Consider the following 24,727-nt stretch of genomic DNA (forward strand, 5'->3'; position numbering starts at 1 on the left):
GGATGAGGCGAGGCCTGCTCGACGTCCGGCCCCTGCGGGACAGCCCGACGTTCCGCACCCTGTGGCTGGGCAGCACCCTCGCCGCATTCGCCGGGCAGCTGACCGTCATCGCCGTGCTCTACCAGGTCTGGGAGCAGACCCGGAACCCCCTGATGACCGGCATGGTCGGCCTCGCCGCCGCCTTCCCCCGCCTGGCCGGCAGCCTCCTCGGCGGCACCCTGTCCGACACCCGCGACCGACGCCTCGTCCTGCTCTGGGCCGCCTGCGGACAGACGTCCGCCGTGCTCGGCCTGGCCCTGCACTCGGCGGATCTCGTCACCGGCCTCGACGGTGTGGGTCCCGTGCTGGCCCTGGTCGGAGCGAACTCGTTCACCGCAGGCATGGGTGCCGCCGCCCGCCGCAGCATGATCGCGCGGCTGGTGAGCCGCGAGCTGCTGCCCGCCGCCGTCGCCCTGGGCATGCTGACCTTCCACGCCGCGGGACTGTTCGGCCCGGCACTGGGCGGTCTGCTGATCGGCGCCTGGGGCCTGACCGTGACCTACTCGGTGATCACCGTCTGCGCGGTGGTCGCGCTGCTCGCCGTCCTGCTGCTGCCGGCCGTCCCGCCGCAGGCCGCCGACGCGCCGCGGAATCCGCTGGCGATGACCTGGGAGGGCCTGCGATACGTGACCCGACCCGGGGCGATCCGCGGAGCCTTCGGGACGGACCTGTTCGCCACCCTGATGGCCATGCCGGTGGCCCTGTTCCCGATGATCAACGACGAGCGGCTCGGCGGCGACCCCGAGACCCTGGGCCTGATGACCAGCGCGATGGCGGTCGGCGGAACCATCACCGGGGTGCTCTCCGGTCACATCACCCGCAGTCAGCGGCTCGGGCTGATCCAGATCGCCGGCGCCTCGGTCTGGAGCGCGGCGATGGTCGGTCTCGCCTTCGGCCCCGGGCTCATCGCGGTGATCGCCGCGCTGGCGGTGGCCGGCGCCGCCGACACGGTGAGCGTGATCGCCCGCGGCGCGCTGGTGCAGCTGCGCATCCCCGACAGCCGTCGCGGACGGGTCACCGCCGTGGACGACGCCATCGCCGTGGCCGGACCGGACCTGGGCAACGCCCGCGCCGGCGCCGTCGCAGCTGTGGTGGGTGCTCCCGCGGCGCTGGCCCTGGGCGGGACCCTGAGTCTGCTGGGGATGGGGTGGATCCTCTGGCGGAACACCGCGCTGCGCACCTTCCGACGCAGCGACGCCGCGGACGAGGACGGATACGACGGAGCCGCCGGATACGACGGAGACGCCGGCCGTGCCGGGGGGCCCGGCGGCGCTGACGGCCCTGGTGCTCAGGGTTCCTGAGTCGGTCTCCTGGCCGCGCTTCGGCGGGCGCAGATCTCCTCGAGCACCTCGATCGCCGTCGGGGCCTCGACGCCCGGGGCGAGACCCATGCAGTGCGGTGCGAGGTGCGGCGGGTCCACCGGGCGGCCGAAGTCGTCCCGGGGGATTAGTCGTCCGCCCGCCTCCTGAAGGATCAGCTGGCCGGCCGCGACGTCCCAGGGCCGCGCGTCCACGGTGAGGACCGCATCGGCCCACCCGGCCGCGGCGAAGCAGAGCTCCAACGCCCCGGAGACCACACGGCGGACCGTGGAGTAGGTCGTGACCAGCCGGGAGAAGTCTTCGGCCGCGGCCGGGCCTTCGAGCTCGAGGGCTTCGGCGGCGGGAAAGCTGGTCACCAGGTTCAGCGCCGTCTCGGGCTCCTGCGCCCGTGGGGAGGGGTCGTGGAGGCCGCGGACGCCGTGCCGATCCACCAATTGGGCGCCGCGTCCTCGGACGGCCGAGAACGCCAACCCGGCGGCGGGCGCATGGACCACCGCGGCGACGACCTCGTCCTCAAGGGTCGCGGCGATCGAGACCGAGAACATCTCGAAGCCGTGTGCGAAGTTCGACGTGCCGTCGATGGGGTCGACGATCCACCCGACCCGGGTGCCGTCGTCGTCGTGCCCTGGGCCGATCCGCCCGCCCTCCTCGCCGAGGACGGAGGATCCGGGGACGGCGGCGGTGAGCAGCTCGACCAGGCGACCCTCGGTGTAGACGTCGTGCTCGGTCACCAGGTCATGGGCCGAGGCCTTCGTCCGCGCGGAGATGCTCCCGCGGAAGGCGTCGACCAATGGTCCTGCGACCGAGGCGGCGGCCTCACGTGCGATGGTGCACAGCCGCTCCGGTGACCGGTCTCTGTGATCCACGCCCACCACCCTATGCGTCCCCTCTCGATGACTCTGGCGTTCATGCTGCTTTCGGGCGGTCTTCGGCCTCAGAGCCGCACGAACTCCAGAGTCACCGTGGAGAGCGGTCGGTGCCGGCGTCGACCACCGCGTCGCTGACCGTGGAACCGGGCACGAAGTCGGTCTCGGCCCCGTAGATCGTCCGGTGCTGCCAGGCGGTGAGCACCTTCGGGTCTGTGCGCGGGGTCACCAGGCTGACCACGACGTAGACCACCGCCGAGCCGAGCAGTCCGTAGTAGATCGGCTCATTCGCGTAGATCCCGGCGAACCGGTCCTCGGCCTGCATCTCCAGGACCACCATCGTGCCCAGGGTGACCGTCGCGCCCACACCCATCGACCAGGCGGCCGCCGTGCCCGTGCCGCGCTTCCAGAGCAGTCCGCCCAGGATCGCGACGAGCAGGCCGCCGACCAGGATGCCGTAGGCGATGGTCAGTGCGGCGACCACGTCGGGGACGAGGATCGCCAGCGCGAGCACGACGACGCCCGCGCACAGCACCCACCACCGGTTCGAGGCGATGTCGCGTTCGAACCGGTCGACGTCGTCGGAGGTGGTCACCGCCTCGTCCTGCCCGGCCTGCCGCTCCGCCCCGGCCGCGGTCTCCCGGGCGTCGAGGCGCTTGGGCCCGCGTCCGGCGATGATGCCCCGGACCAGGGGCACCACGTCGGCCCGGGCCACCGTCGCCGAGGCGATTAGCGCACCGGACGCAGTCGACATCATGGCGGCCACGGCGGCGGCCATGGCGATGCCGCCGATGCCCATCGGAAGGATCTCGGTGGTCACGGCCGCGAAGACGTCGTCCTGGTTCTCGATGCCCGGCAGCACCACGGCCGCGGCCATCCCGATGATCGCTCCGGCCAGACCGTACAGCGCCGTGTAGACGCCCGAGGCTGCTCCGCCCCAGCGCGCCGTGGTCGGAGAGCGGGCGGTGAAGATGCGCTGCCAGATGTCCTGACCGATCAGCATGCCCAAGGTGTAGATCACGAAGTAGGTGATGATCGACTGCAGACCCATGCCGCCGATGTCGAAGAACTCGGAGCCGAGTCGGTCCTGCAGCCCGGACCAGCCGCCGGCCTGGGACAGCGAGAACGGCAGCATCAGCAGGAACAGGCCGACGGTCATGATCACGAACTGCACCATGTCCGCCAGGGTGATGGACCACATGCCTCCGACCACGGCGTAGATCAGGACGATCCCGCCGCCGATCAGGATGGACAGCCACCGGTCCCAGCCGAACAGGACCACGAAGATCGAGGCGTATGCGCCCGTGGAGGTGGCCGCGAGCATCAGTGTGTAGCCGAGCATGACGATCGAGGAGACCTTCGTGGCCTCTGAGCCGTATCGCAGGGTGAGCATCTGCGAGACGGTGTAGATCTTCAGCCGCTGGAGGGCGGGCGCGAAGGCCAGGCTGAGGATGATCACGCCCACGCCGATGGCGGTGACCAGCCAGACCCCGGAGATGCCGAAGGTGTAGCCCAGGCCGACGCCGCCGATGGTCGATGCGCCGCCGAGCACCAGCGCCGACATCGTGCCGGTGTAGAGCAGCGGTCCGAGGCGCCGACCTGCGACCAGGTAGTCGGAGGAGTTCTTGGTCCGCATCCGACCCCACCAGCCGAACAGGAGCATCGCCGCCAGATATACGACGATGATGATCACGTTGAGCGTCTCCATGGAAGTCCCCTCTCTTCTCGGGAGGTCGGCCTCCCGGGGATCGCTTGACGCCTGCTGCTCTGTGTTGTCAATCACAGCTGGCAGGTATACGGTAAACCGAAGTTGCCTGTGGGGCAACAGCTGCTCTGTCGGACGAGGTCAGGAGGGTGTGCGATGAAGTCGGTTCCGGAGATGCGCCGTCCGGCGCCCGCCGCGCTCGGTCGGAGGCTGCGGTCGCTGCGGGAGCGTCGACGGCTGACCGTCGAGCAGCTCGCCGACTATGCCGGCCTGAGCAAAGGCTTCCTCTCCCGGGTGGAGCGGGACCTCACCAGCCCGTCGGTGGCCTCCCTGGTGTCGATCTGCCAGGTGCTGCGGGTCAGCCCCGGTGAGGTGCTGGACACCCCGGAGCCCACGAAGGTGAGCCTGTCCGAGGCGCCGATGATCAGCCTCGGAGGCGACGGCATCACCGACCGGCTGCTGTCCCCGCCCGGGCAGCACGACCTCCAGCTGGTCCGGGCGGTCGTCGCCCCCGGAGGCGTCGGCGAGTCCGACATGTACACCATGGACTGCGAGGTCGAGGCGCTGCACGTCATCAGCGGATCCTTCGTGCTGAAGACCGAGCACGGCGAGTACGCCCTGCAGGCCGGTGACACCGTCACCTTCCCCGGCACCGAGCCCCACACCTGGGAGAACCCGGGTGACGAGGAGGCGATCGTGCACTGGATACTGGTGGGGCGGCGCTCGTCGTCGACCCTGCCGTTGGATACCACGCGTCGAGGAGATGAGGGCCGAGCATGAACGCACAGCACGAGGAGGTGCGTCCGCGCACCGGAGGCGACCTGGTCGTCGAGACGCTGGAGCAGCTGGGGGCGACAACGGTCTTCGGGATTCCGGGACAGCACGCGCTCGGCCTCTTCGACGCCCTCTCCCGCTCCGACCTGCGCTTCGTCTCCAGCCGGGTGGAGAACAACGCCGCCTTCGCCGCAGACGGATTCTCCCGTGCGACCGGCGAGGTGGGGGTGCTCCTGCTCTCCACCGGTCCGGGGGCGCTGACCTCGCTGGCGGGCCTGCAGGAGGCCTACTCCACCTGTGTGCCGATGGTGGTGGTCTCCTCGCAGATCCCGCGCTCGGGCCTGGGAGGGCGACGACGAGGCATGCTCCACGAGCTCGACGATCAGGCCGGGGCCGCGCGCAGCGTCACCAAGGCCCAGCACACGGTGCTCAGCACCTCCTCCGTCCCCGGGGTCCTGAAGCGGGCCTGGCGGGAGGCGACCGCAGCGCCCCAGGGCCCGGTGTGGGTGGAGGTGCCGCAGGACGTCCTGCTCGAACCGACGTCGACTCCGGCCTCGGACGGAGCCGCGAGCGGCGACGGAGCGCCGGCGGAGCCGACCTCGGCGCCCGACCCCGCCGTGGTCGCCGCGGCCGCCGAGCAGCTGGCCGGATCCTCCCGGGTCGCCGTGGTCGCCGGAGGGGGAGTCCGCCGGTCCGGTCAGGCCGCACGTGAGTCGCTGAGGAGCCTCGCGGAGAGGCTCCGGGCTCCCGTGGTCTGCTCGCCCGGCGGCAACTCCGCGTTCCCCCGGAACCATCCGCTCTCCCTGGGCGGCTGGGTCGAGGACCGGGCGGTCTCGGAGGTGCTCGAAGACGCCGAGACCCTGCTCGTCGTCGGCTCGTCGCTGGGCGAGGTCACCAGCAACTACTACACCCTGACTCCGCGGGGCCGGATCATCCAGATCGACGCCGAACCTCGGGTCCTGGAGTCCAACCATCCGGGACTGGGGATCTGCGCCGACGCCGGCGCGGTCCTCGAGGCGGTCGACGAGGAGGTCGCTCGGATCCTGCCCCAGGGCGCGACCGGCGCGGACTGGCACGGGCGCAGCCCCGACGACGTCGTGCAGGAGGCAGACGCACGGGTGGTTGCGCGGCTCGATGCTCAGGACCTCGCGGCGGAGCGGCGGTTCATGGACGAGGTGCGCGATGCGGTCCCCGACGGGATGCAGACCTTTTGGGACATGACCATCGCCGCCTATTGGGCCTGGAACTGCTGGGACGCCCGCACCGGAGAGTTCCACTCGGCCCAGGGAGCCGGCGGGATCGGCCACGCGTTCGGCGCGGCGCTGGGCGGGGCCGTCGGGCTGGTCCACGCTGAGCGGACCGGAAGCGGGCGGGCCGGGAGCCTTCCGGCGGACGGCGAGCCGCACACCCCACGCGTCCTGGCGGTCTCGGGCGACGGTTCGGCGATGTACTCGATCCCCGAGCTGGCCTCCGCCCGACAGCACGACGTCCCGGTGACATGGCTGATCGTGGACGACGGCGGCTACGGCATCCTGCGGGACTACATGCAGGCGGAGTTCGGCGCGGCGACAGCCACGGAGCTGAGCCGCCCGGACTTCGCGGCGCTCGCCGAATCGTTCGGCGTGCCTGCGGAGCAGGTCGACTCGGCCGACGAGGTGGGCCCCGCGCTGCGGAGGGCGCTGAGCGCCGAGGGCCCGAACGTCGTCGTGGTCCGCACGGTGCTGAAGATGTGGGCGCCCAGCCACCTCGAGACCTGACCGCCGAATCCCGTCCGCACGAACTCCAGAGTCACCGTGGAGGGAGGGAGTGGGACAGGGGTGCGGGGAAGGGCGAGGGGGACGGTGACGGCATGCGACCCGGACCCCCAGTGTGGCCCAGGTCATGGTGGCGGCGCCGCTCGTGAGACGATGGTCCGGTGACCGACGCCGTAGCCCAGGACCTCGAAGCCGCCGCCCGTCACTACTCCGACGACGGCAGGAACGTCGCGATGCGGGCGGAGGACCGCTGGCACCGGTTCCGACTGGACGTCGCCCGGCGCCGCGGCCAGCACGTGACGATCCTCTCCCTCTCCGGGTACGGCACCGGTCGGTGGGTGCGGGTGTTCTCCCGGATCGTGATGGCCCCGGACTCCCACTTCATCAACGGTCGCCGTGTGGCGAAGATGATCGCCGACGGCGTCCGTGGTTGGAGGAACTTCGTCTCCGCGCCGGTCCCGTTCGCCGAGATCACCGTGCGCATCGGCGGCAGGAGCTACGACGTCGTCGCCGACCGCGGCGGCGTCGTCGACGCCGTGCTGGAGGTGGACCTCCCTCCCGGCCACCACACGGTGACCCTCGAGGCGCCCGGCTCGGACCCCACCACCGCCGACGTCTTCGTGATCGCCGAGGACACCCGCACCGGCATCGTCTGCGACATCGACGACACGGTGGTGGTCACCAAGCTGCCGCGGCCGTTCCTCGCCGCATGGAACTCCTTCGTCCTGGACGAGCACGCGCGCACCCCCACACCCGGCATCGCGGTGATGATGGAGCGCCTGCTGAACCGGTTCCCGGGCGCACCCGTGCTCTACATCTCCACCGGTGCCTGGAACGTCGCCCAGACCCTGACCCGGTTCCTCACCCGCAACCTCTACCCCCACGGGCCCCTGCTGCTCACCGACTGGGGGCCCACCGACGACAGGTGGTTCCGCTCGGGCCGCGAGCACAAGGAGGAGCAGCTGGAGCGCCTGGCCCAGGACTTCCCGGACATGCAGTGGATCCTGATCGGCGACGACGGCCAGCACGACCCGGCGATCTACGCGGACTTCGCGCATCGGCACCCGGAGAAGGTGAAGGTCGTCATCATCCGGCAGCTGACCTACTCCGAGGCGGTGCTGGCCGGTGGTCGCGCCTCAGATCCCCAGATCGAGGCGGTCATGGCCGCTGAGGAGGACGGCGAGGTCCGCCTCCACCACGGAGGCTGGCAGCAGGCCGGGGGCCGCCGCATCCCCTGGATCTACGGTCCCGACGGGAGGGACATCGTCACCAGCCTCGTCGACCACGGCCTGCTCGAGGATGAGGACGACCCCGTCCGGTGAGCCGACTCTGCTGGGCCAGGTAGGACTTGGCCTGCATCCGCAGCAGACGCTCGTTGGCCTCGACGGCCCGGGCGTAGTGGCCGATGAGCTGGTTGCAGATCGACTCCCAGCTGCGGCCCTGCACCGACTCCCAGGCCTGGTGGGCGAACCGGGCGCGGGCCTCGTCGTCGCCGATCAGGTGGGCGGCCGCCGCGCGCATCCCGTCGAGGTCGCCGGGGGTGTACAGCCATCCGGTGCGCCCGGAGTCCACCAGGTCCAGCGGTCCGCCGCGTCCGACGGCGACCACCGGCACCGCCGCGACCATGGCCTCCTGGATGGTCTGGCAGAACGTCTCGGCCTCGCCCGGGTGCACGAACAGGTCCAGGCTGGCCACGTGGCGCCCCAGGTCGTCGCCGGAGCGGAAACCGGCGAAGTGGGCGTTCGGCAGTGCCCGGCGCAGCTGAGCCTCGGCCGGCCCATTGCCGATGATGACCAGACGCGAGTTCGGGATGCCCTCGAGCGCGGCCAGGTCCTGGACCTGCTTCTCCGCGGCCAGGCGTCCCACGAAGCCGATCAGCCGCTCACCGTTCGGCGCGAGCTCGGCGCGCAGCGCCTCGTCACGGCGATCCGGAGAGAACCTGTCGGCGTCGACGCCGCGGCGCCAGGTCTTCAGCCGCCGGATCCCGCGGCGGCGCAGCTGGTCCTTGCAGAACGACGAGGGCACCAGAGTCAGAGTGGAGGTGGTGTGCATCCTGTCCACGTGCTGCCACAGCAGCTCCTCCGCCCACGGCAGTCGGTATCGGGCGGCGTAGGTGGGCACCTCGGTCTGGTAGATCGACACCGTGGGCAGCCCCAGGGATCGGGCCGCCTGGATCGCCCGCCACCCCAGGACGAACGGAGAGGCGACGTGGACGACGTCGGGCCGGATGTCGTCGAGGATCCCGCGGATCCGGGCCACGGTCCCCGCGGCGACCCGCACCTTGGGGTAGTCCGGGAAGGGGAGGCTGGGCAACCGCATCACGGGGAAGCCCTCGCAGCGCTCCACACCGTCCTCGTCGATCTCGGCGGTGACGTCGGCTCCTGCGAAGGAGGCCGAGGGGGCGATGATCGTGACCTCATCCCCGCGTCGGCGCAGGTGGCTCAGCACATGCAGGACGGAGTTCGTCACTCCGTTCATGTGGGGCAGGAACGACTCCGCGACGATGACGACCTTCATGTGCACCACAGTGGCGGGGCCAGGTGCCACGGGCGTCACGACGCCGTGACCTCACGGTGAACCCTCGCAGAAATCTCCGATCACGCCCCGGGAGGCGGGTCCTGCTTCCGCGGCGGAGCCTCACGGTCCGGCGAGCACCACCGGCTGCCAGAACAGGATGAACACCGAGGTCAGGGTGATCGCGACGATGTTCATCCAGATGCCGGCCTTCACCATGTCGTCCATGGTGATGTAGCCGGAGCTGAAGACTGCGGCGTTGGGCGGTGTGGAGATCGGCAGCATGAAGGCGCAGCTCGACGTCATGGCGACCAGGGCCATGATGGCGAACGGATCGACCCCCATCCCCAGCGCCATGCCTGCGGCCACGGGGATCAGCATGTTGGACACCGCTGTGTTGGACATGACCTCGGTCATGAACAGCACGATGGCGGCCACGGCGATGATGATCAGTGCGTAGGGCAGCACCTCGAGCTGCTCCATCAGCTCTCCGAACCAGGGGGTCAGCTCCGAGTCTTCGAATGCGGCGGCCAGTGAGAGGCCGCCGCCGAAGAGCAGCAGGATCCCCCACGGCAGGTCCGCGAGGTCCTTCCAGACCAGCAGTCCGCCCTTCTGCTGCCGGGCGGGCACCAGGAACATCAGCACGGCACCGACCATCGAGATCGTCGTGTCGGTCAGGGGCACCGCATCGGGCAGGAACCCGCTGGAGATCCACAGGGTGCCCACCGCGGCGAAGATCGTCAGGACCACCTTCTCCTCATAGGACATCGCCCCGAGCTTGCGCAGCTCCTCCTTGGCGAAGTCCGGAGGAGTCTCGGTCTGCATAGTGACCCGGAACAGCACCTTGGAGAACAACAGGTAGAGCGCGGCGAGCATGAGGAGCGTCATGGGACCGGCGAACAGCATCCAGGACGCGAAGGTGACCTCGGCGTCGAGCAGGATGCCGGCCTGGGCGGCGAACACGGCGTTGGGCACGGATCCGATCAGCGTGGCCAGCCCGCCGATGGTCGAGGCATAGGCCACCGAGAGCAGCAGGCCCTTGGAGAACCGCCGGAACGACTCCTCGTCGTAGAGCTGGCGCTCCTTGACCTCTTCGACCAGTGCCAGGGCGATGGGCAGCATCATCAGGGCGGTGGCGGCGTTGGAGATCCACATGGACAGGAACGCACACGCCAGGATGATGCCCAGCATGATCCTCGACCCGCCGGTGCCGACCATCCGGATGATGGTCATGGCGATCCGTCGGTGCAGATCCCAGCGTTGGATGGCCAGGGCGATGGTGAAGCCGCCCAGGTACATGAAGACGATGGGATCCGCGTACGCCATCGTCGCGGTCTCCTCGTCGGTGCCGCCGGTCAGCGGCAGCAGGATGACCGGCAGCAGCGACGTGGCCGGGATCGGCATGGCCTCGGTGATCCACCAGGTGGCCACCCAGAGTGTGACGGCGAGAACGGCCCGCGGGGCGTGGTCCAGATCGGTGATCTGCGGGATCCAGAGGAAGACGGCGAAGAGCGTCGGGCCGAGGACGAGTCCGATGCGGCCCCGCGTGATGATGCCCCGCGACGACTCCTCCGTCTCCGCGGTGTCCTGTCTCCCCTCTTTCCCCTCATCAGACGCCACAGATCATAGTGTTCCAGGTCACATTGCGCGGCGACAAGGGTCGACGCCGCCGTTCGGGCGGGGAGGTCTCGGAGCGCCGAGGACCGGAGGGGTCCCAGCGGTGTGCCAAGATTGCGGGATGGGTACTGCGGTGGGCATCGGGATCGTCCTTCTCGTGCTCGTCTGTGCGATGATCCAGCGCGTCGTGGGCCTGGGGCTGGGGATGATCATGGCGCCCTTCGCCGTCATCATGATCGGTGCCCACGAAGGTGTCATGCTGGTGAACTTCCTCGGCGGCGCCACACCCCTGCTGATGCTCCCGAGGATCTGGCGAGACATCGAATGGCGCAAGGTCGCATGGATCGGGCTGGCCGCCGTGGCGATCATGCCCGCCGCGGCCTGGGTCTCGGTGATCTCGCCCTCGGGGCCCCTCTACGTCGTGGTCGCCGTACTGGTGCTCATCAGCGTGATCGTCTCGGTGGTGCTGAACCGCATCCAGGCCGTCGTCGGCGACGACTCCCGCACCGCGCAGGTCCTGACCGGGATCGGCGCCGGGGCCGGAACGGTGCTCGGCGGGGTCGGGGGCCCGGCCGTCACCGTCTATGCGGTGCTCTCCCGGTGGTCGATCCTGAAGATGGTGGCCACCCTGCAGCCGCTGTGGATCCTCATCTCGTTCGTCTCCTTCTTCAGCAAGTGGGCCATGGACGACGGCCAGATGCCGGATCTGGCCTGGTGGGTGTGGGCCGCGTGCCTGGTGGCCATCGGTGCGGGGCTCGCCCTCGGCGAGTCCGTCCAGCACCGCGTCAGCGAGGACGCGATGCGGCGCTTCGTCATCGGGCTCGCCCTTCTCGGCTCCCTGCTCGCACTGTTCACCGGGGTGCGGCAGATGCTCGGGTGATCTGCGGCCCAGTTCGACCCGAGCCGGACGGTCGGCTCAGCATTCCCAGCCGTGGCTGGCACCATGGAGGGCGATGACCACCACCGACGACGACGGCACCGCTGCGCGCACCGACACCCGCGGCGGGAGCTCCTCCCGCATGGCGCGCGTGAGGCGGCTGACCCGTCTGCCCGCGCCCCCGCTGTGGCTGCTGGGCATCGTCGAAGCGGTGCAGATCGCCCTGGTCACCGCGCTCGCGGTGCTGCTGCCGATCATCGCGATGGCGTTGGCCGACGGCTTCGTCGCGGTGGACGCCGGCTTCGTCGCCACGCTCTCGGCCCAGCTGTGGTCGGTGATGCACGGGGCCCCGGTGATCCTCAACGTCACTGTGGATGCCGGGGCCCTGGGAGAGGGCGTCGAGCTGCCCGAGGGCGGGTGGTTCCAGATGCTTCCCATGGGCCTCGCCCTGATCCCGCTGCTGCTGGCCCGACGCTCGGGTGCGCGGTTGGCCCGCGGCGCCTACTCCGGACAGCTGTGGCAGGGCCTGGTGACCCTGGTCCTGACCTACGCGGGACTGTCCGCCGCGATCGGCGCCCTGGCACGGACCTCCGCATTCGACGTGCAGTGGCCGCTGACCCTGCTGTGCGGCCTGCTGCTGGTCACCGTCGGCGGACTGGCCGGAGCCTATTCCGAGGCGCGGTCCTGGGAGCGGCTGATCGGTGTCGACGTCGAAGGCCGGGTGGAGCGGTGGTCGCAGTCGATGCGGTGGGCCGGCTCCTACGCCTGGGCGGTCTGTCGGGCCGGGGCGGTGGCCGCCGTCGCCGCCGTCGTGCTGGCCTCGGGCCTGCTCGCGGTGCAGATCGGGCTGCGGTGGATGGACATCGCCAACATGTTCCAGCAGCTGGACCCCGGAGTGTGGGGCGTGGTCGGGCTGACGCTGCTCCACCTGGCCCTGCTGCCGAACCTGATCCTGTGGACGCTGGCCTACTCGACCGGGGCCGGTTTCTCGATGGGGACCGGGACGGTCGTGGCTCCCCACGCGGTGGAGGTCGGGCCCATGCCCGCCGCCCCCATCCTGGGTGCGCTGCCCGCGGGGGCGGGTCCGTGGTCGCTGCTGGTCGTGCTGCTGCCTGTTCTGGCCGGTGCGGTCGCCGGATGGTGGCTCGTGCGGGAGGGGGAGAACCACCTCGACGACTGGTTCTCGCTCCGGATCCCGCTGCGTCCTGTGTCCCTCGCGCTGTCGACCCTGCTGCTGGGCCTGTTCACCGGCCTCGCCGCGGCGGTGGTGATCGCGGCTCCCCTCGCGCTGTCCCACATCTCGTTGGGGATGGGGCGGATGACGGACCTGGGTCCGCATGCGCTGATCGCCGCCGGGATGCTGGGGGTCTGGGTGGCCGTGGGCACGATGGTGGGGTACCTGGTGACGCCCGCCGCCCATCAGGTCCGCCGCACACGGCGCAGCCGACCCGCCGACGAGCCGTCGGGACCGGAGTCCCCGTCGGCGGACGGGGGGTCCGAGGAGATCGCCGAGACCGAGGTCTCGGCCGCGCACGACGGGGAGTCGCTCACCGCCTCCGCCGGTCCCCCTCAGTCCGAGCCCTCGCCCGACGTCGAGACCGGTGCATCGGCGTCCTCAGCGGTGACGCCCGAAGAGCCGACAGAGACGTCGACAGAGGAGCCGCGAGACGAGCCGCCCGAGGACTCGACCGGGGGCGCAGCAGCTGCGGCGCCTGCCGGCCCGGCTCCGAGGCCGCGCTCCTCCGCGGGGCCCAGGTCGGCGCCCGCCAGCGCGGCCGAGGTGATCCCGGTCGGCCCGGTCCGCCCACGTTCGGTGCCCCGCCCGCGTCGACGCTGAACGCCCCAGTCGGCCGTTCCTCAGCCGCCGGTGAGTCGGCGGACCTCGGCCTCGAGGTTGGCCCGCGCCTGTGCCTCCCACAGTCTCCGGCCGGTCACGGTCCGGTACAGCGGCGGGTGCTCCAACAGGCCTCGCAGCACCTCGGCACGCCCCGCGGCGAACGCGTCGTCGGGCACATGGGCGTAGTCGTGACGGACCTGTTCGGTGTAGCGCAGGTACCCGGTCTCATCCCGGCCCAGCACCTCCAAGTCCGCGTCGGTCAGCACCGCACCGCCGACGTCGGAGTCCTCCGGGGTATGGGTGGCCGTCAGCCGCACCAGACGTCCCACCTCGGCGACCTCCGCATCCGTCACCAGCCCGTCGAGCTGCTCCTCCGCCAGCTCGGCCGAGGCCTCCTCGTCCTCCCCGGCGACGCCGTCATACACCGCGTCGTGGTACCAGGCCGCCAGCAGCGTCCGACGACGCAGCTCGGTCGGCAGCTCGCCGGCGCGCTCCAGGACTCCTACGGTGCGCAGCACGGCGGCCAGATGCGTGGGGGAGTGGTAGCTGCGGTGCGGTGCGGACCACCTCTGGAGCAGCTGATCGCCGAGCCCGGGGGCCTGGGGCATGAGTCGCCCCCAGGCCCGCCGCAGGTTCCGGCGCACCCGCTCGGTCCGTTCGATCCCTCGGACCCGCAGTCCGCACCCGGAGAGGATCCGGGCCAGGTCCCGTCCGCTCACCGGCACCGCACCCCGGGCCACCAGGGCGTCGTAGCGGTGGGCCGGGACGTCGTAGTGGTCGCGGTCGAACGCCCGGTCGCTGACCCCGCAGCCCTCGGCGAAGCGGTGCAGCTCCTCGAGCGAGGAGTCCGAGATCACATGGGAGAACACGGTGCCGTGGGCCGGCCAGATCGGCGGATCGATGTAGATCGTCATCGGGGATCGTCCTGCCGGTCGCCGCTCAGGCTCCGGCGGGCAGGGCCAGACGTCCCTGCGCCAGGTCGGTCAGGCCGTCGACGAGCATGCGACGCTCCTCGACCTTGATGCGCTCGTGCAGGGCCGCCTCGTCGTCGTCGGGTCGGACTCGGACCGCGACCTGTTCGATGATCGGTCCGGTGTCGACGCCGGCGTCGACGACGTGGAGGGTGGCCCCGGAGATGCGGACACCGTGGGCCAGGGCGTCGCGGACGGCGTGTGCGCCGGGGAAGCTCGGCAGCAGGGCCGGGTGGGTGTTCAGCACCGGCACGCCGACGGCGTCCAGGAACTCCTGTCCGAGGATCTTCATGAAACCGCTGGAGACCACCACATCCGGGGCGGCGTCCCGGACGCCCTCGGCCAGGTCGGCATTCCACGCCTGCCGATCGGCGCCGGAGTCGAGCGGGACGACGAAGGTGGGGATCCCGGCCTGCTCAGCACGTGCCAGACCGCCGCATCCGGGGACGTCGGAGCCGACGGCCGTCAGGCGGAACGGGGCGTCGGGCGACGCGGCCGCCTCGATCACCGCCTGCAGATTCGTCCCCGAACCGGAGACCAGGACCACGATGCGCATGAGGACCAGCCTACTGCCGGGCCGAGCCCCACCTGGGGCGCGGAGCCCGCTCCGCGTAGGGTGGTGATCCATGAGTACGACTCCGCCCGCCGGGCCCCCTCAGACGCGGGGTGCGTCACCGAAGCGCCCCGGGCGACGTAACCGGCGGACCCAGGAGCTCGAGCCCGAGGAGTTCCGCCGCTGCGCCCGGACCACCGGTTGGCTGCTCCTGGCGATCATCGTCAGCTACATCGGCCTGCAGCTGCCGCTGCCGTACCGGCTGCTCGCCCTGGCGGCCGGACTGGTGGGACTGGTCGGCGGAGTGCTCTTCCTCGTGCAGTGCTTCCGTCGCCGGCTGCCCGCACTCATGCACATCAGCGCCATCGCCGCCGTCCTGTGCTGCGGGATGTTCACCATGACGGCCACGGTCCAGACCGTCTTCTGGCAGGCCACCGCGACCTTCGACGAATGCGTGGACGGGGCTCTGACGGAGCGCTCGGAGATGCAGTGCTATTCGGAGCTCGAAGACGATATGACCGGGCTGTTCCCCGGGATGCGCTGAGCCGCGGTCCGGCTCAGGGCTGCGGCGGACCGGGCGGAGGGCCGTAGAGTCCGGGCTGACCCGGCTGCCCCGGCTGCCCCGGCTGACCCGGCTGCCCTGGCTGCCCCGAGGGGGGACGTGGTCCGCCCGGTGCCTGGTGCTGCGGAGGAGAGTAGGGGCCGCCGAAGCCCTGTGGTCCCGGCGGGCCGGACTGCGCGGCCGGTCCGGGCGAGCTCCGCCGGCGGATGTAGTCGCTGCTCGCCGGCAGCCACAGCAGCACCAGGGCGGCGATGCTGGGCAGCGTGATGAGCAGGATGTTGATCAGCCCCAGCAGGACGGCGAGGACGCTGAGTCCCAGGAAGACCGTGTCGAGGATCCGCCCGACCGGTCCTCCTCGCGTGCCGAGGAGTCCGAAGACGACGTACAGGGCCGAGAGCACGATCGAGCCGACGATGACCAGGACCCCTGTGATGGCGATCACCAGGTCGTAGTCCGACGGGCTGATGTTCTGGGCGGCGAGCTGCTCGGCGGGGACGAGCTGGGTGAGGTCTGCGCCGAAGATCATGATCCCCGAGATCACGCCGAGGATCAGCACGAGACCGGCGACGATCAGCTGGATGATGCGGCTGACGCGCAGGGCCGCCGGACGGCCCGTGCCTCCGGTCGGCCCGGGTCCGGCGCCGGCCGACTGGGGGCCCGCCCCATAGGGGTACTGTCCGGGCTGAGCCTGACCGTAGGGATTCTGGGTGTAGTGACTCTGCCCGAACGAGTTCTGACCGTAGGGGCTCTGGCCGTAGTGGTTCTGGCCGTAGTGGTTCTGGCCGTAGTGGTTCTGCCCGTAGGGGTTCTGCCCGTATGGGTTCTGCCCGTACGACTGCCCTCCGCCGGGGTTCTGCCCCTCCGGTCCCGGCTCGTGCGGCCGCCCCGGGGTGGCCCCGCGGTCCTCCGGTGTGCTCATCGCACTGGTCCCCTTCCACGCAGAGTGAGTGATCGTCCTCGGCCACAGTATCGCCGCGGACCGACGTCGTCGTCATCCCGGCCGCAGCACCTTCCGTCCGGGTCCGCCGACCGGAGGCGCAGGATCCGGGGGAGCTGCGCCTGAGGCACGTCTGAGACACTGGAGCCATGTCCACCGAAGAACCCTCAGACCGCTCCGGGCCCCGAGCCGGATCGCAGCGTGCCGGCACCTCCGTCGTGCACTTCGTCCGTCACGGCGAGGTCCACAATCCCGATCGCGTCCTCTACGGACGCCTGCCGGGATTCGGGCTCTCCGATCTGGGGCACCGCATGGCCGCCGGCGTCGCCGAGCACTTCGGCTCCCGCGCCGAGGCCGGTCGCCCGATCCGCATGCTGGTGTCCTCGCCCCTGCAGCGTGCCCAGGAGACCGTCGCTCCGCTGGCGAAGCGGCTCGGGATGCCGGTGACCCTCGAACCGCGCGTGATCGAGGCCGAGAACCGGTTCGAGGGCATGTCCGACATCCGCTCCCACCTGAGGGACCCGCGCATCTGGCCCTGGCTGCGCAACCCGATGCGGCCCTCCTGGGGAGAGCCGTACGCCGAGCAGGTGAACCGGATGCTCGCGGCGGCGAAGGACCTCTCGGACCGTGCGGTCGAGGACCACGGCGACGGCGCCGAGGTCGTGGTGGTCTCCCACCAGCTGCCGATCTGGGTCACTCGGCTGTGGGCGGAGGAGCGGCCGCTGTGGCACGATCCGCGCAGCCGCGAGTGCTCGCTGACCTCCGTCACATCCCTTCACATCGGGCCCGAAGGCGTCGAGTCGGTCTCCTATGAGGAGCCCAACCGGGAACTCCTCAAGGACGCCGTCGCCCTGCCGGGCGCCTGAGGCGCCGCCGCAGACGTCGCCCAGCCGACCGCCCTCGGATTCGGGCTTCATCCAGGTCCGACCGACTACTACGGACTGTAGAATCGGCGGATGGGTTCCGGCCCTCCGCCGTCCCCGCCCCGACCCAGGAAGATCTCCTCCATGACGTCCAGACAGGAACGCCGCACCCTGCGCGGCGCCGCCGCCGGCCTGCTCATCGGTGCCCTGGCGCTGACCGCCTGCGGTTCCGAGGAGAACGACCAGCTGGCCGAACGCGCCTCGAACGACGGCACCAACTACGTCGCAGGGGACGGCTCCGTCCAGGAGTACGACGCGGAGGACCGCGGAGACCCCGTCGACTTCAGCTCCACACTCTTCGACGGCGGCACGGTGGACCGCAGCAGCTGGGAGGGCGACGTCGCCGTCCTCAACTTCTGGTACGCCGCCTGCGCACCCTGCCGCGTCGAGGCCCCCGACCTCGCCGAGATCCACCAGGAGTACGAGGACGACGGCGTGCAGTTCTACGGGGTCAACACCCGTGACACCCAGGCCACCGCGGAGGCCTTCGAGCGTCGCTTCGACATCGCCTACCCCTCCATGGAGGACCGCGACGGCGACGTCATGCTCGCCATGACCGACTACGTGCCGCCGTCGGCGGTGCCCACCACCCTCGTCCTCGACCAGGAGGGACGGGTCTCGGCACGCATCCTCGGCGTGGCCGAGCCGGGCACCCTGCGCACCCTCATCGACACCGCTCTGGAGGAGGACCAGGAGGGGGACCAGGACGGATGAGCCTCGAGGCCGGGCTCACCGTCGCATCGGTGACGAACAACCGTTTCGCCGAGATCGTCTTCGACGGGTCGCTGCTGCTCTCCGCGCCCGTCGCCCTGCTCGCCGGCCTCGTCTCCTTCCTCTCTCCCTGCGTGCTGCCGCTGGTACCCGGCTACCTCGGCTACGTCACCGGGCTCTCCGGCGTGGACCTGGCGGACCGGCGGCGTTCACGGATGGTCCTCGGCGCGGGGCTGTTCGTCCTCGGGTTCTCGGTGATCTTCGTCGCGATCGGCGTGCTCTTCAGCCAGGCCACCCTGTGGCTGCGCGTCGACGGCCGATGGCTGACCCAGGGGCTCGGCGTCCTGGTGGTGCTGATGGGGCTGATCTTCATGGGCGCGTTCGGCGTCCTCCAGCGTGAGCGCCGGATCGACCGCCGTCCGCCGGACGGGCTGCTCGGCGCACCCCTGCTCGGCGCCACCTTCGGCATCGGCTGGGCCCCCTGCATCGGCCCCACCCTCGCCGCGGTGCTGGCCATCTCGACTCCGGCCGGGGGAGACCCCGCCCGCGGCGCCCTGCTCATGTTCGTCTACTGCCTGGGCCTGGGCATACCGTTCATCCTGATCAGCCTCGGCCTGACGAGGGGGATGCGGGCCATGTCATTCTTCCGCCGGCACCGCGTGGCCGTGATGCGCGCCGGCGGCGGGGTGCTGATCCTGGTCGGCCTGCTCATGCTCACCGGGGTGTGGAACACCTGGGTGTACGCGCTGCAGGACTGGTTCGCCAACGAGGTGAGGATGCCGATCTGATGAGAGAACCGTCCGCACACCGAGACAACGCGCGCGAGGACGCCGTGCGCCGCGCCACCGGGGAGCCTCCGGCCGAGGAGGCCGGAACCCGCCCCCGGCGTGAGGCGACGCTGCCGCAGCTGGGATTCGTCGGCATGCTCCGCTGGGCGTGGACGCAGCTGACCTCCATGCGCACCGCGCTGTTCCTCCTGCTGCTGCTGGCGGTGGCCGCGGTGCCCGGATCGATCTTCCCGCAGCGGGTGCAGGACGCCTTCGCCGTGGAGACGTGGATCGAGGACAACCCCACCGTCGGGCCCGTCCTCGACTTCTTCCAACTCTTCGACGTCTATTCGTCGGTCTGGTTCTCCGCGATCTACCTGTTGCTGTTCATCTCCCTGATCGGCTGCATCGTGCCCCGGGCGCGCAAGCACTGGCAGCAGATGCGCACGCGGCCTCCGCGGACCCCGCGGCGGCTGGAGCGGCTGCCCGAATACGGCGCCCTGGAGCTCGAGGCCGACGGCCCCGACGCCGAGCAGGCGCTGCAGGACGCGGCCGGGGTGCTGCGCCGACGTCGGTACCGGGTGGACGTGCGTCCGGCCGCCACCGACTCCCGCGGCCGCGACGTGCCGGCCTCCGTGGGCGCCGAGCGCGGCTACCTGAAGGAGACCGGGAACCTGGTCTTCCACATCGCGCTGGTCGGAGTGCTGATCTGCGTGGCCCTGGGCTCGGTCTTCAGCTACCGCGGGCAGAAGGTCCTCATGGAGGACGAGGGCTTCGTCAACGCGCTCGTCGCCTATGACAACTTCTACCCGGGCACCTACTTCGACGAAGAGGACCTGCACCCGTTCTCCGTGCAGCTGGACGGATTCGAGCGGGTCTTCGACCGCGAGTCGGCCACCCACTTCGGCCAGGCCCTGGACTTCACCGCCGACGTCACCGTCCGCGACGGCGTCGAGGGGGAGCCGCAGCAGGAGCAGCTGAAGGTCAACGATCCGCTCACCATCGGCGGGACCCGGGTGTTCCTGGTCGGCAACGGGTACGCCCCGGAGGTCACCGTCCGCGACGGCGACGGCGAGGTCGCCTTCTCCGGGCCGGTGGTCACCCGTCCCGACGACCAGGTCTACACCTCGATGATGGTGCTCAAGGTCCCCGACGCCCAGCCCGAGCAGCTCGGCTTCGTCGGACTCCTGCTGCCCACCGCCCACGACGGCGACACCGGCGCGGCGATCTCGGTGGACCCCGAGCTGGGCAACCCGGAGCTGCAGCTGAACTCCTACCACGGGGACCTCGGACTCGACGAGGGTGAGCCGCAGAACGTCTACGTCCTGGACACCGACGACCTCACCGCACTGAACTCCCGCGAGCTGGAGGCCGGAGGCATCGAGCTCTCCCCCGGAGAGACCTACGACCTGCCCGAGGACATGGGGTCCATCTCCTACGAGGGCACCATCGACTACATCGCCATGGACATCCACTACAACCCTGCTCAGCTCTACGTGCTCGGCTTCTCGCTGCTGGCCCTGAGCGGACTGGTGGTCTCGCTGTTCCTGCGCCGCCGCCGCGCGTGGGTCACGGTGACAACCACCGAGCAGGGGCGCACACTGGTGTCCTACGGACTGCTCGCCCGCGGAGAGGACTTCCGGCTGCGCGACGAGAACATCGCGCTGAGGCGCCAGATGGAGAAGATCTGGCCGGTGCGCGCCCCCGAGGCCGAGGACGATGAGCCGGACGCCTCTCTGCACGACCGCCCGACGGACCGCCCGACGGACCGCCCGAACGCCCGCCCGACCGACCGCGACGACTGACGAGGAACCCCCAGGATGTCACCGATCGACCAGGAGCTCGCTGAGTACAGCGACCTGTTCATGTGGACCGCAGCGATCATCTACACCGCTGCGTTCATCGCCTTCGCCGTCGACATGGCGCGCAGCTCGGCCACGATCCGCCGGCTGGAGGCGGAGCTGGCCCAGGAGCACGCCGAGCGGCGGGAGTCGGTCCGCGCGGAGCGGCAGCTCGCCCATGCCGGGACCGGCGTCGCCGACGCCTCGGAGTCGGCCGACGCGGGGGGACGCCTCGGTGACGCAGGCGTCCCCGGGGACGGGACCGCGGGGATCGCCTCGGCCGAGGACCTCGTCGACGAGGACATGGACTATGTGGGACTGAAGCGCCCCATCGCCAACGTCGCCGTCGCCCTGACCGTGATCGCGGCGCTCTCCCACTGGTTCGCCGTCGTCGCCCGCGGGCTCGCCTCCCACCGGGTGCCGGTGGCCAACATGTACGAGTTCCTGACCACCGGCGCGGCCATCGTCGCCACCGTGTTCCTGCTGGTGCTGCTGCGCAAGGACGTGCGGTTCCTCGGGACCTTCGCCCTGGGGCTCGTGGTGGTGATGACGACCGCGGCACAGATGGGCTTCCCCACACCTGTGGCCCACGTGCAGCCGGCGCTGCAGTCCTACTGGATCGCCATCCACGTCACCCTGGCGGTGCTGGCGATCAGCCTGTTCACCCTGACCTTCGCCATGAACGTCCTGCAGCTGATGCAGAGCCGCCGGGAGGACGCCCTCGACGCCGGTCGCAGGACGCGGCTGGCCCGCGCGGCGTTCATGCGTCTGGTGCCCTCGTCGATGGCCCTGGAGAACTGGGCCTACCGGATGAATGCGGTGGCTTTCGTGCTGTGGATGCTCGGCCCGCTGATCACCGGGGCGATCTGGGCCGAGGAGGCCTGGGGCCGCTACTGGGGGTGGGACGTCAAGGAGGTGTGGACGTTCGTCATCTGGGTCGTCTACGCCGGATACCTGCACGCCCGGGCGACCCGCGGCTGGTCGGGCAACCGGGCGGCCTGGCTGTCGATCATCGGCTACGGGTGCATCATCTTCAACTACGCCGTGGTCAACGTCTACTTCCCCGGTCTGCACTCCTACGCCGGTCTTCCGGAGTGACCCACGGCTGAGGGCCTGCCGGTCTCAGGCGCGGGTCGGGTCCTGCCCGTCGCCGGTCTGAGTCCCCTGGTGGAACTCCTCGGCCAGGGCGTCCTCCGCCTCGTTGTCCGAGGCCTCGGCGGAGGAGCGGCGGCGCTCGGTCGCACCGAAGCGGTCGGCCAGCTGTGCGCCGGCCTCGAGCCGCAGACGGTTGAAGAACAGATAGCCGACCGCCCATGAGCCGATGAGACCGACGATCAGCCCCATCAGCATGCCCAGCCCCATGAGCAGACACGCGGCGAAGAGCAGGCAGAAGGTGGCGAGGCGGATCAGGGTGTACTTCAGCACGGCCATCCCTCGATTGTAGGTCGTCCGAGGTCCCCGTCGGAGCGATGCGACGTCGGCCCCGTGACCTGCGGCGACGTCGTCGTCCGGCCGTCCTGGGCCGTCTGCTCGGGCTGCGTCACCGGCGGGACGCCGAACATCCCGGTCAGCCCGTTTCTACTACCCTTGTGGGTATGAGGATCATCATTCCGCTGGGCATCGTGGCGCTGGGTCTCATGATCTACAGCGCCGTCGAATGCCTGCAGACTCCGCGGGAGCGGGTGCGCGTGCTCGGCAAGTGGTCGTGGTTCGCGGTGATCCTGCTGGTGCCGCTCATCGGTGCCGGACTGTGGCTGGCCTTCGGTCGTGCGCGGAAAGAGTCCGGGCAGGCCGGACGGCACCGTCCCGCCGCGCCCGACGACGACCCGAACTTCCTCCGCGGCCTGGAGATCCAGCGTCGTCAGCGGCAGCGCCAGGAGGATGAGCGCCGCAGGGGTTCCGAGGACGCCCGTGGTGCGACCGGGGCGCAGCACCCGGACGCCGACTCCTCCGAGGGGGAGGCGCCCGAGATCGAAGGCTCCGAAGCCGAGGCCGAACCTGAGGCCGAACCCTCGGGCGACCCGGCCGAGTCCGACGATGATGAGTCCTCCCACGCGGAGACTCCCGAGGCTGAGCCCCGCGACGGTGGGCCCCACGACGCCGACCCTGCGCCGGCCTCACCCGACTCGTGGCCCGACTCCCCGCCGCCCCCGCGGCCGGGGCACCGCGACGACGTCGACCCGGACGAAGAGCTTGATCCCGACGACCCCCGGCTCGACGACGGCGGCACCGGCACCGACCGCCCCCGCTGAGGCCACGCCCCGCATCTCTGGACAGACGCCCGGATCGCCGTATGCTTGGCTCAGCGTCACCTGAGAATCTCCTCACCAGCAGCTGCCCGGACCACACCTCGTACTCCTCGCCTGACTCAGGGCATCCCCCGTCTCCGGACACGGCCGCTGACTGACGCGCGCCGCGTCGCCCTGATCCTGATGAGGACACACCGTGAAGAAGCTCCTGCGCATCGCCCTGATATCCGCCACGTCCCTGGGGCTGGTGCTCGCCGGCGCCCCGGGGGCCGCCGCCGCCACCACATCCTTCGACGTCACCCGGGTCAGCGCACCCGACATCGTCGTCAAGGACGGCAACTGCCAGCGCACCACCGTGACGATGGCCCACTCCAAGCGCGGCATCGGGACGTGGAGCGTCGAGACCGACGTCCGACGCGCCGGATCGCTGAAGACCTCCGCCTTCTACTACTCCGGCGGGAACACGCGCACGAACCGGGTGCTGATCTGCCCGAGCATCGACGGGCTCGGCCGGTACACCCTCGGCCCCTCGGACGTCGATGCCTTCGCGAAGAACTGGCGGGACCGCGACGTCATCCGCACGGACAGGACGGCCGGCAGCTTCTACGTGCGCGCCCACTCCAAGGGATCGGTCAGCTCCAGCCGCAGCGGCGGCCGGGTCACGCTGAACGTCTCGGCCCAGCGCTATTCGACCAACGCCTACGCCTACCGGAACTACAGCCCGAAGGCGACCGTGCAGGTGCAGACCGCCTCCGGGTGGCGCACCGTGAGCACCGTCAGCCTCGTCAACGGCCGGGCGAACGTGGTGCTCAACCAGAAGAGCTCGCGGACCTACCGCGTCGTCGTCCCGGCCACGAACACGACCACCGGATTCACCAGGACCGTCACGCGCTGACCCCGCCGGCTCAGGAGAGGAGCAGCGCGACCGAGTAGGTGGCCGCGAACACCAGTGAGAGGATCCCGGTCAGCTGCAGGACCCGGATCAGCGCCGGCCCGCGGTGGTGCGCGGAGAGCATGATGCGGCTGGGGCCCAGGCAGAAGACCACCGAGGCCAGCGACAGCAGGAACCACGGGCTGATGTGCAGCATCAGCAGCGGCAGAGCCACGGCCCCGAGGATCATCCCCACGTAGCTCAGCCGTGCGCTGCGTTCGCCCAGTCTCACAGCCAGGGTGATCTTGCCTGCGGCGCGGTCGGTGGGGATGTCACGGACGTTGTTGGCCATCAGCAGCGCCGAGGCGATGAGTCCGTGGCTGATGGCGCCCAGCCAGGTCCCCTGGGATAGCTGGTCGGCCATGGCGTAGGTGGTGCCCAGTGTGGCCACCAGACCGAAGAAGACGAACACCATGACCTCGCCGAGGCCCATGTACCCGTAGGGCTTCGAACCGCCGGTGTACCACCACGCGGCCAGCACGGAGACCGCGCCGACGATCAGCATCCACCAGTGCCCGGACAGCAGGACGATCAGCACCCCGGCCATGCCGGCGATGCCGAAGCACCCGAACGCGGCGGCCTTCACCTGTCCCGGTTCGGCCGCGCCGGAGCCGGTCAGACGCATGGGACCGACCCGGTCGTCGTCGGTGCCGCGGACCCCGTCGGAGTAGTCGTTGGCGTAGTTGACGCCCACCTGCAGGGCCAGTGCCACGAGCGCGGCCAGCAGGGCGATGCCGGGGTCGAAGGCGGCCATGGATGCGGCGGCGGAGGAACCGATGACCACCGGGGCCACAGCCATGGGGAGGGTGCGGGGCCGCGCTCCGGCGACCCACTGCTGCGTGCTGGCCACTGGCCTCCCCTCCCGCACCGGTCCCTCGCCCGGTGCTGCCTCCGCCCTGTGCTGAGTGCTGAATCCCGACGGTAGCCGACCGCGTGTGGGACGCGAAATCACCGGTGCAGGGGTTCACCCGGCCACAGGT

Annotated in this window: 23 protein-coding genes; 14 read left to right on the forward strand and 9 right to left on the reverse strand. The window is 70.7% G+C overall.

Translation table 11 applies throughout. The features are described 5' to 3' along the window. Nucleotides 1-2: 2 nt before the first annotated feature. The gene (locus tag N7E59_RS10915; protein ID WP_261624968.1) at nucleotides 3-1,340 is read left to right on the forward strand and encodes an MFS transporter; all 1,338 of its coding nucleotides are present in this window, start codon (nucleotides 3-5) and stop codon (nucleotides 1,338-1,340) included. Here N7E59_RS10915 and N7E59_RS10920 read toward each other — a convergent pair. Both N7E59_RS10920 and N7E59_RS10925 read right to left on the reverse strand, forming a co-directional pair. Beyond that, on the reverse strand, nucleotides 1,328-2,224 hold the full coding sequence (locus tag N7E59_RS10920) for an inositol monophosphatase family protein (protein WP_261624969.1): 897 nt from the start codon (nucleotides 2,222-2,224) through the stop codon (nucleotides 1,328-1,330). The two genes, N7E59_RS10915 and N7E59_RS10920, sit on opposite strands and share 13 nt — an antisense overlap. 91 nt (nucleotides 2,225-2,315) lie before the next feature. After that, nucleotides 2,316-3,932, reverse strand: coding sequence for a sodium:solute symporter (locus N7E59_RS10925; protein WP_261624970.1), 1,617 nt, complete (start codon nucleotides 3,930-3,932; stop codon nucleotides 2,316-2,318). Nucleotides 3,933-4,085: 153 nt separating this feature from the next. On the opposite strand from N7E59_RS10925, the gene N7E59_RS10930 reads away from it, so the two are divergent. The 3 genes from N7E59_RS10930 (at nucleotide 4,086) to N7E59_RS10940 (ending at nucleotide 7,779) form a co-directional block, all read left to right on the forward strand. Continuing rightward, nucleotides 4,086-4,709, forward strand: coding sequence for a helix-turn-helix domain-containing protein (locus tag N7E59_RS10930; RefSeq protein ID WP_261624971.1), 624 nt, complete (start codon nucleotides 4,086-4,088; stop codon nucleotides 4,707-4,709). After that, nucleotides 4,706-6,460: a thiamine pyrophosphate-binding protein gene (locus N7E59_RS10935; RefSeq protein WP_261624972.1), complete on the forward strand. Its 1,755-nt coding sequence runs from the start codon at nucleotides 4,706-4,708 to the stop codon at nucleotides 6,458-6,460. The genes N7E59_RS10930 and N7E59_RS10935 overlap by 4 nt, the downstream gene beginning before the upstream one ends. Nucleotides 6,461-6,618: 158 nt before the next feature. Continuing rightward, a complete protein-coding gene (locus N7E59_RS10940; RefSeq protein ID WP_261624973.1) occupies nucleotides 6,619-7,779 on the forward strand; it encodes an App1 family protein in 1,161 nt (386 codons plus the stop codon). Here the strand turns inward: N7E59_RS10940 and N7E59_RS10945 are convergent. After that, nucleotides 7,724-8,974: a glycosyltransferase family 4 protein gene (locus N7E59_RS10945; protein WP_261624974.1), complete on the reverse strand. Its 1,251-nt coding sequence runs from the start codon at nucleotides 8,972-8,974 to the stop codon at nucleotides 7,724-7,726. The genes N7E59_RS10940 and N7E59_RS10945 overlap by 56 nt on opposite strands. 120 nt (nucleotides 8,975-9,094) lie before the next feature. Beyond that, on the reverse strand, nucleotides 9,095-10,591 hold the full coding sequence (locus N7E59_RS10950) for an SLC13 family permease (protein ID WP_261624975.1): 1,497 nt from the start codon (nucleotides 10,589-10,591) through the stop codon (nucleotides 9,095-9,097). Nucleotides 10,592-10,709: 118 nt separating this feature from the next. Here N7E59_RS10950 and N7E59_RS10955 point away from each other — a divergent pair, with 118 nt between their 5' ends. After that, the gene (locus tag N7E59_RS10955) at nucleotides 10,710-11,468 is read left to right on the forward strand and encodes a TSUP family transporter (RefSeq protein WP_261624976.1); all 759 of its coding nucleotides are present in this window, start codon (nucleotides 10,710-10,712) and stop codon (nucleotides 11,466-11,468) included. 73 nt (nucleotides 11,469-11,541) lie between these two features. Next, nucleotides 11,542-13,302 (forward strand): cell division protein PerM, encoded by a 1,761-nt coding sequence (locus N7E59_RS10960; RefSeq protein ID WP_261624977.1) that lies wholly within the window; start codon nucleotides 11,542-11,544, stop codon nucleotides 13,300-13,302. 20 nt (nucleotides 13,303-13,322) lie between these two features. Here the strand turns inward: N7E59_RS10960 and N7E59_RS10965 are convergent, their stop codons facing one another. Both N7E59_RS10965 and purN read right to left on the reverse strand, forming a co-directional pair. Then, a complete protein-coding gene (locus N7E59_RS10965) occupies nucleotides 13,323-14,216 on the reverse strand; it encodes a DUF4031 domain-containing protein (RefSeq protein ID WP_261624978.1) in 894 nt (297 codons plus the stop codon). 25 nt (nucleotides 14,217-14,241) lie between these two features. Beyond that, nucleotides 14,242-14,829 carry a phosphoribosylglycinamide formyltransferase gene (purN, locus tag N7E59_RS10970; protein ID WP_261624979.1) on the reverse strand — a complete coding sequence of 196 codons (588 nt, stop codon included), beginning with the start codon at nucleotides 14,827-14,829 and terminating at the stop codon, nucleotides 14,242-14,244. Nucleotides 14,830-14,899: 70 nt separating this feature from the next. On the opposite strand from purN, the gene N7E59_RS10975 reads away from it, so the two are divergent. After that, nucleotides 14,900-15,370 carry a hypothetical protein gene (locus N7E59_RS10975; RefSeq protein WP_261624980.1) on the forward strand — a complete coding sequence of 157 codons (471 nt, stop codon included), beginning with the start codon at nucleotides 14,900-14,902 and terminating at the stop codon, nucleotides 15,368-15,370. Between the two features lie 13 nt (nucleotides 15,371-15,383). Here N7E59_RS10975 and N7E59_RS10980 read toward each other — a convergent pair whose 3' ends face one another. Next, nucleotides 15,384-16,307 (reverse strand): hypothetical protein, encoded by a 924-nt coding sequence (locus tag N7E59_RS10980; RefSeq protein WP_261624981.1) that lies wholly within the window; start codon nucleotides 16,305-16,307, stop codon nucleotides 15,384-15,386. Nucleotides 16,308-16,474: 167 nt separating this feature from the next. On the opposite strand from N7E59_RS10980, the gene N7E59_RS10985 reads away from it, so the two are divergent. The 5 genes from N7E59_RS10985 to ccsB all read left to right on the forward strand — a co-directional run bounded on the left by N7E59_RS10985 (nucleotide 16,475) and on the right by ccsB (nucleotide 21,665). Beyond that, entirely contained in the window at nucleotides 16,475-17,191 is a 717-nt protein-coding gene (locus N7E59_RS10985) for a histidine phosphatase family protein (RefSeq protein ID WP_261624982.1), read from the forward strand. A gap of 141 nt (nucleotides 17,192-17,332) precedes the next feature. Next, on the forward strand, nucleotides 17,333-17,962 hold the full coding sequence (locus tag N7E59_RS10990; protein ID WP_261624983.1) for a TlpA family protein disulfide reductase: 630 nt from the start codon (nucleotides 17,333-17,335) through the stop codon (nucleotides 17,960-17,962). Continuing rightward, nucleotides 17,959-18,747 (forward strand): cytochrome c biogenesis CcdA family protein, encoded by a 789-nt coding sequence (locus N7E59_RS10995; protein WP_261624984.1) that lies wholly within the window; start codon nucleotides 17,959-17,961, stop codon nucleotides 18,745-18,747. The genes N7E59_RS10990 and N7E59_RS10995 overlap by 4 nt, the downstream gene beginning before the upstream one ends. Further along, nucleotides 18,747-20,531 (forward strand): cytochrome c biogenesis protein ResB, encoded by a 1,785-nt coding sequence (gene resB, locus N7E59_RS11000; protein ID WP_261624985.1) that lies wholly within the window; start codon nucleotides 18,747-18,749, stop codon nucleotides 20,529-20,531. The genes N7E59_RS10995 and resB overlap by 1 nt, the downstream gene beginning before the upstream one ends. A gap of 15 nt (nucleotides 20,532-20,546) precedes the next feature. Beyond that, nucleotides 20,547-21,665, forward strand: coding sequence for a c-type cytochrome biogenesis protein CcsB (gene ccsB / locus N7E59_RS11005; RefSeq protein WP_261624986.1), 1,119 nt, complete (start codon nucleotides 20,547-20,549; stop codon nucleotides 21,663-21,665). Between the two features lie 24 nt (nucleotides 21,666-21,689). Here the strand turns inward: ccsB and N7E59_RS11010 are convergent, their stop codons facing one another. Next, nucleotides 21,690-21,998, reverse strand: coding sequence for a DUF4229 domain-containing protein (locus tag N7E59_RS11010; RefSeq protein ID WP_261624987.1), 309 nt, complete (start codon nucleotides 21,996-21,998; stop codon nucleotides 21,690-21,692). A 164-nt stretch (nucleotides 21,999-22,162) separates the two neighbouring features. Between N7E59_RS11010 and N7E59_RS11015 the strand changes: the two genes are divergently transcribed. Both N7E59_RS11015 and N7E59_RS11020 read left to right on the forward strand, forming a co-directional pair. After that, complete coding sequence (locus N7E59_RS11015) at nucleotides 22,163-22,819, forward strand: PLD nuclease N-terminal domain-containing protein (protein WP_261624988.1); 657 nt, start codon at nucleotides 22,163-22,165, stop codon at nucleotides 22,817-22,819. 193 nt (nucleotides 22,820-23,012) lie between these two features. After that, nucleotides 23,013-23,711: a hypothetical protein gene (locus tag N7E59_RS11020; RefSeq protein WP_261624989.1), complete on the forward strand. Its 699-nt coding sequence runs from the start codon at nucleotides 23,013-23,015 to the stop codon at nucleotides 23,709-23,711. A 10-nt stretch (nucleotides 23,712-23,721) separates the two neighbouring features. Here N7E59_RS11020 and N7E59_RS11025 read toward each other — a convergent pair whose 3' ends face one another. Then, nucleotides 23,722-24,597 carry a 1,4-dihydroxy-2-naphthoate polyprenyltransferase gene (locus tag N7E59_RS11025; RefSeq protein ID WP_261624990.1) on the reverse strand — a complete coding sequence of 292 codons (876 nt, stop codon included), beginning with the start codon at nucleotides 24,595-24,597 and terminating at the stop codon, nucleotides 23,722-23,724. Between the last annotated feature and the right edge of the window lie 130 nt (nucleotides 24,598-24,727).

Source organism: Nesterenkonia marinintestina (assembly GCF_025420485.1).
Taxonomy (GTDB): Bacteria; Actinomycetota; Actinomycetes; order Actinomycetales; family Micrococcaceae; genus Nesterenkonia; species Nesterenkonia marinintestina.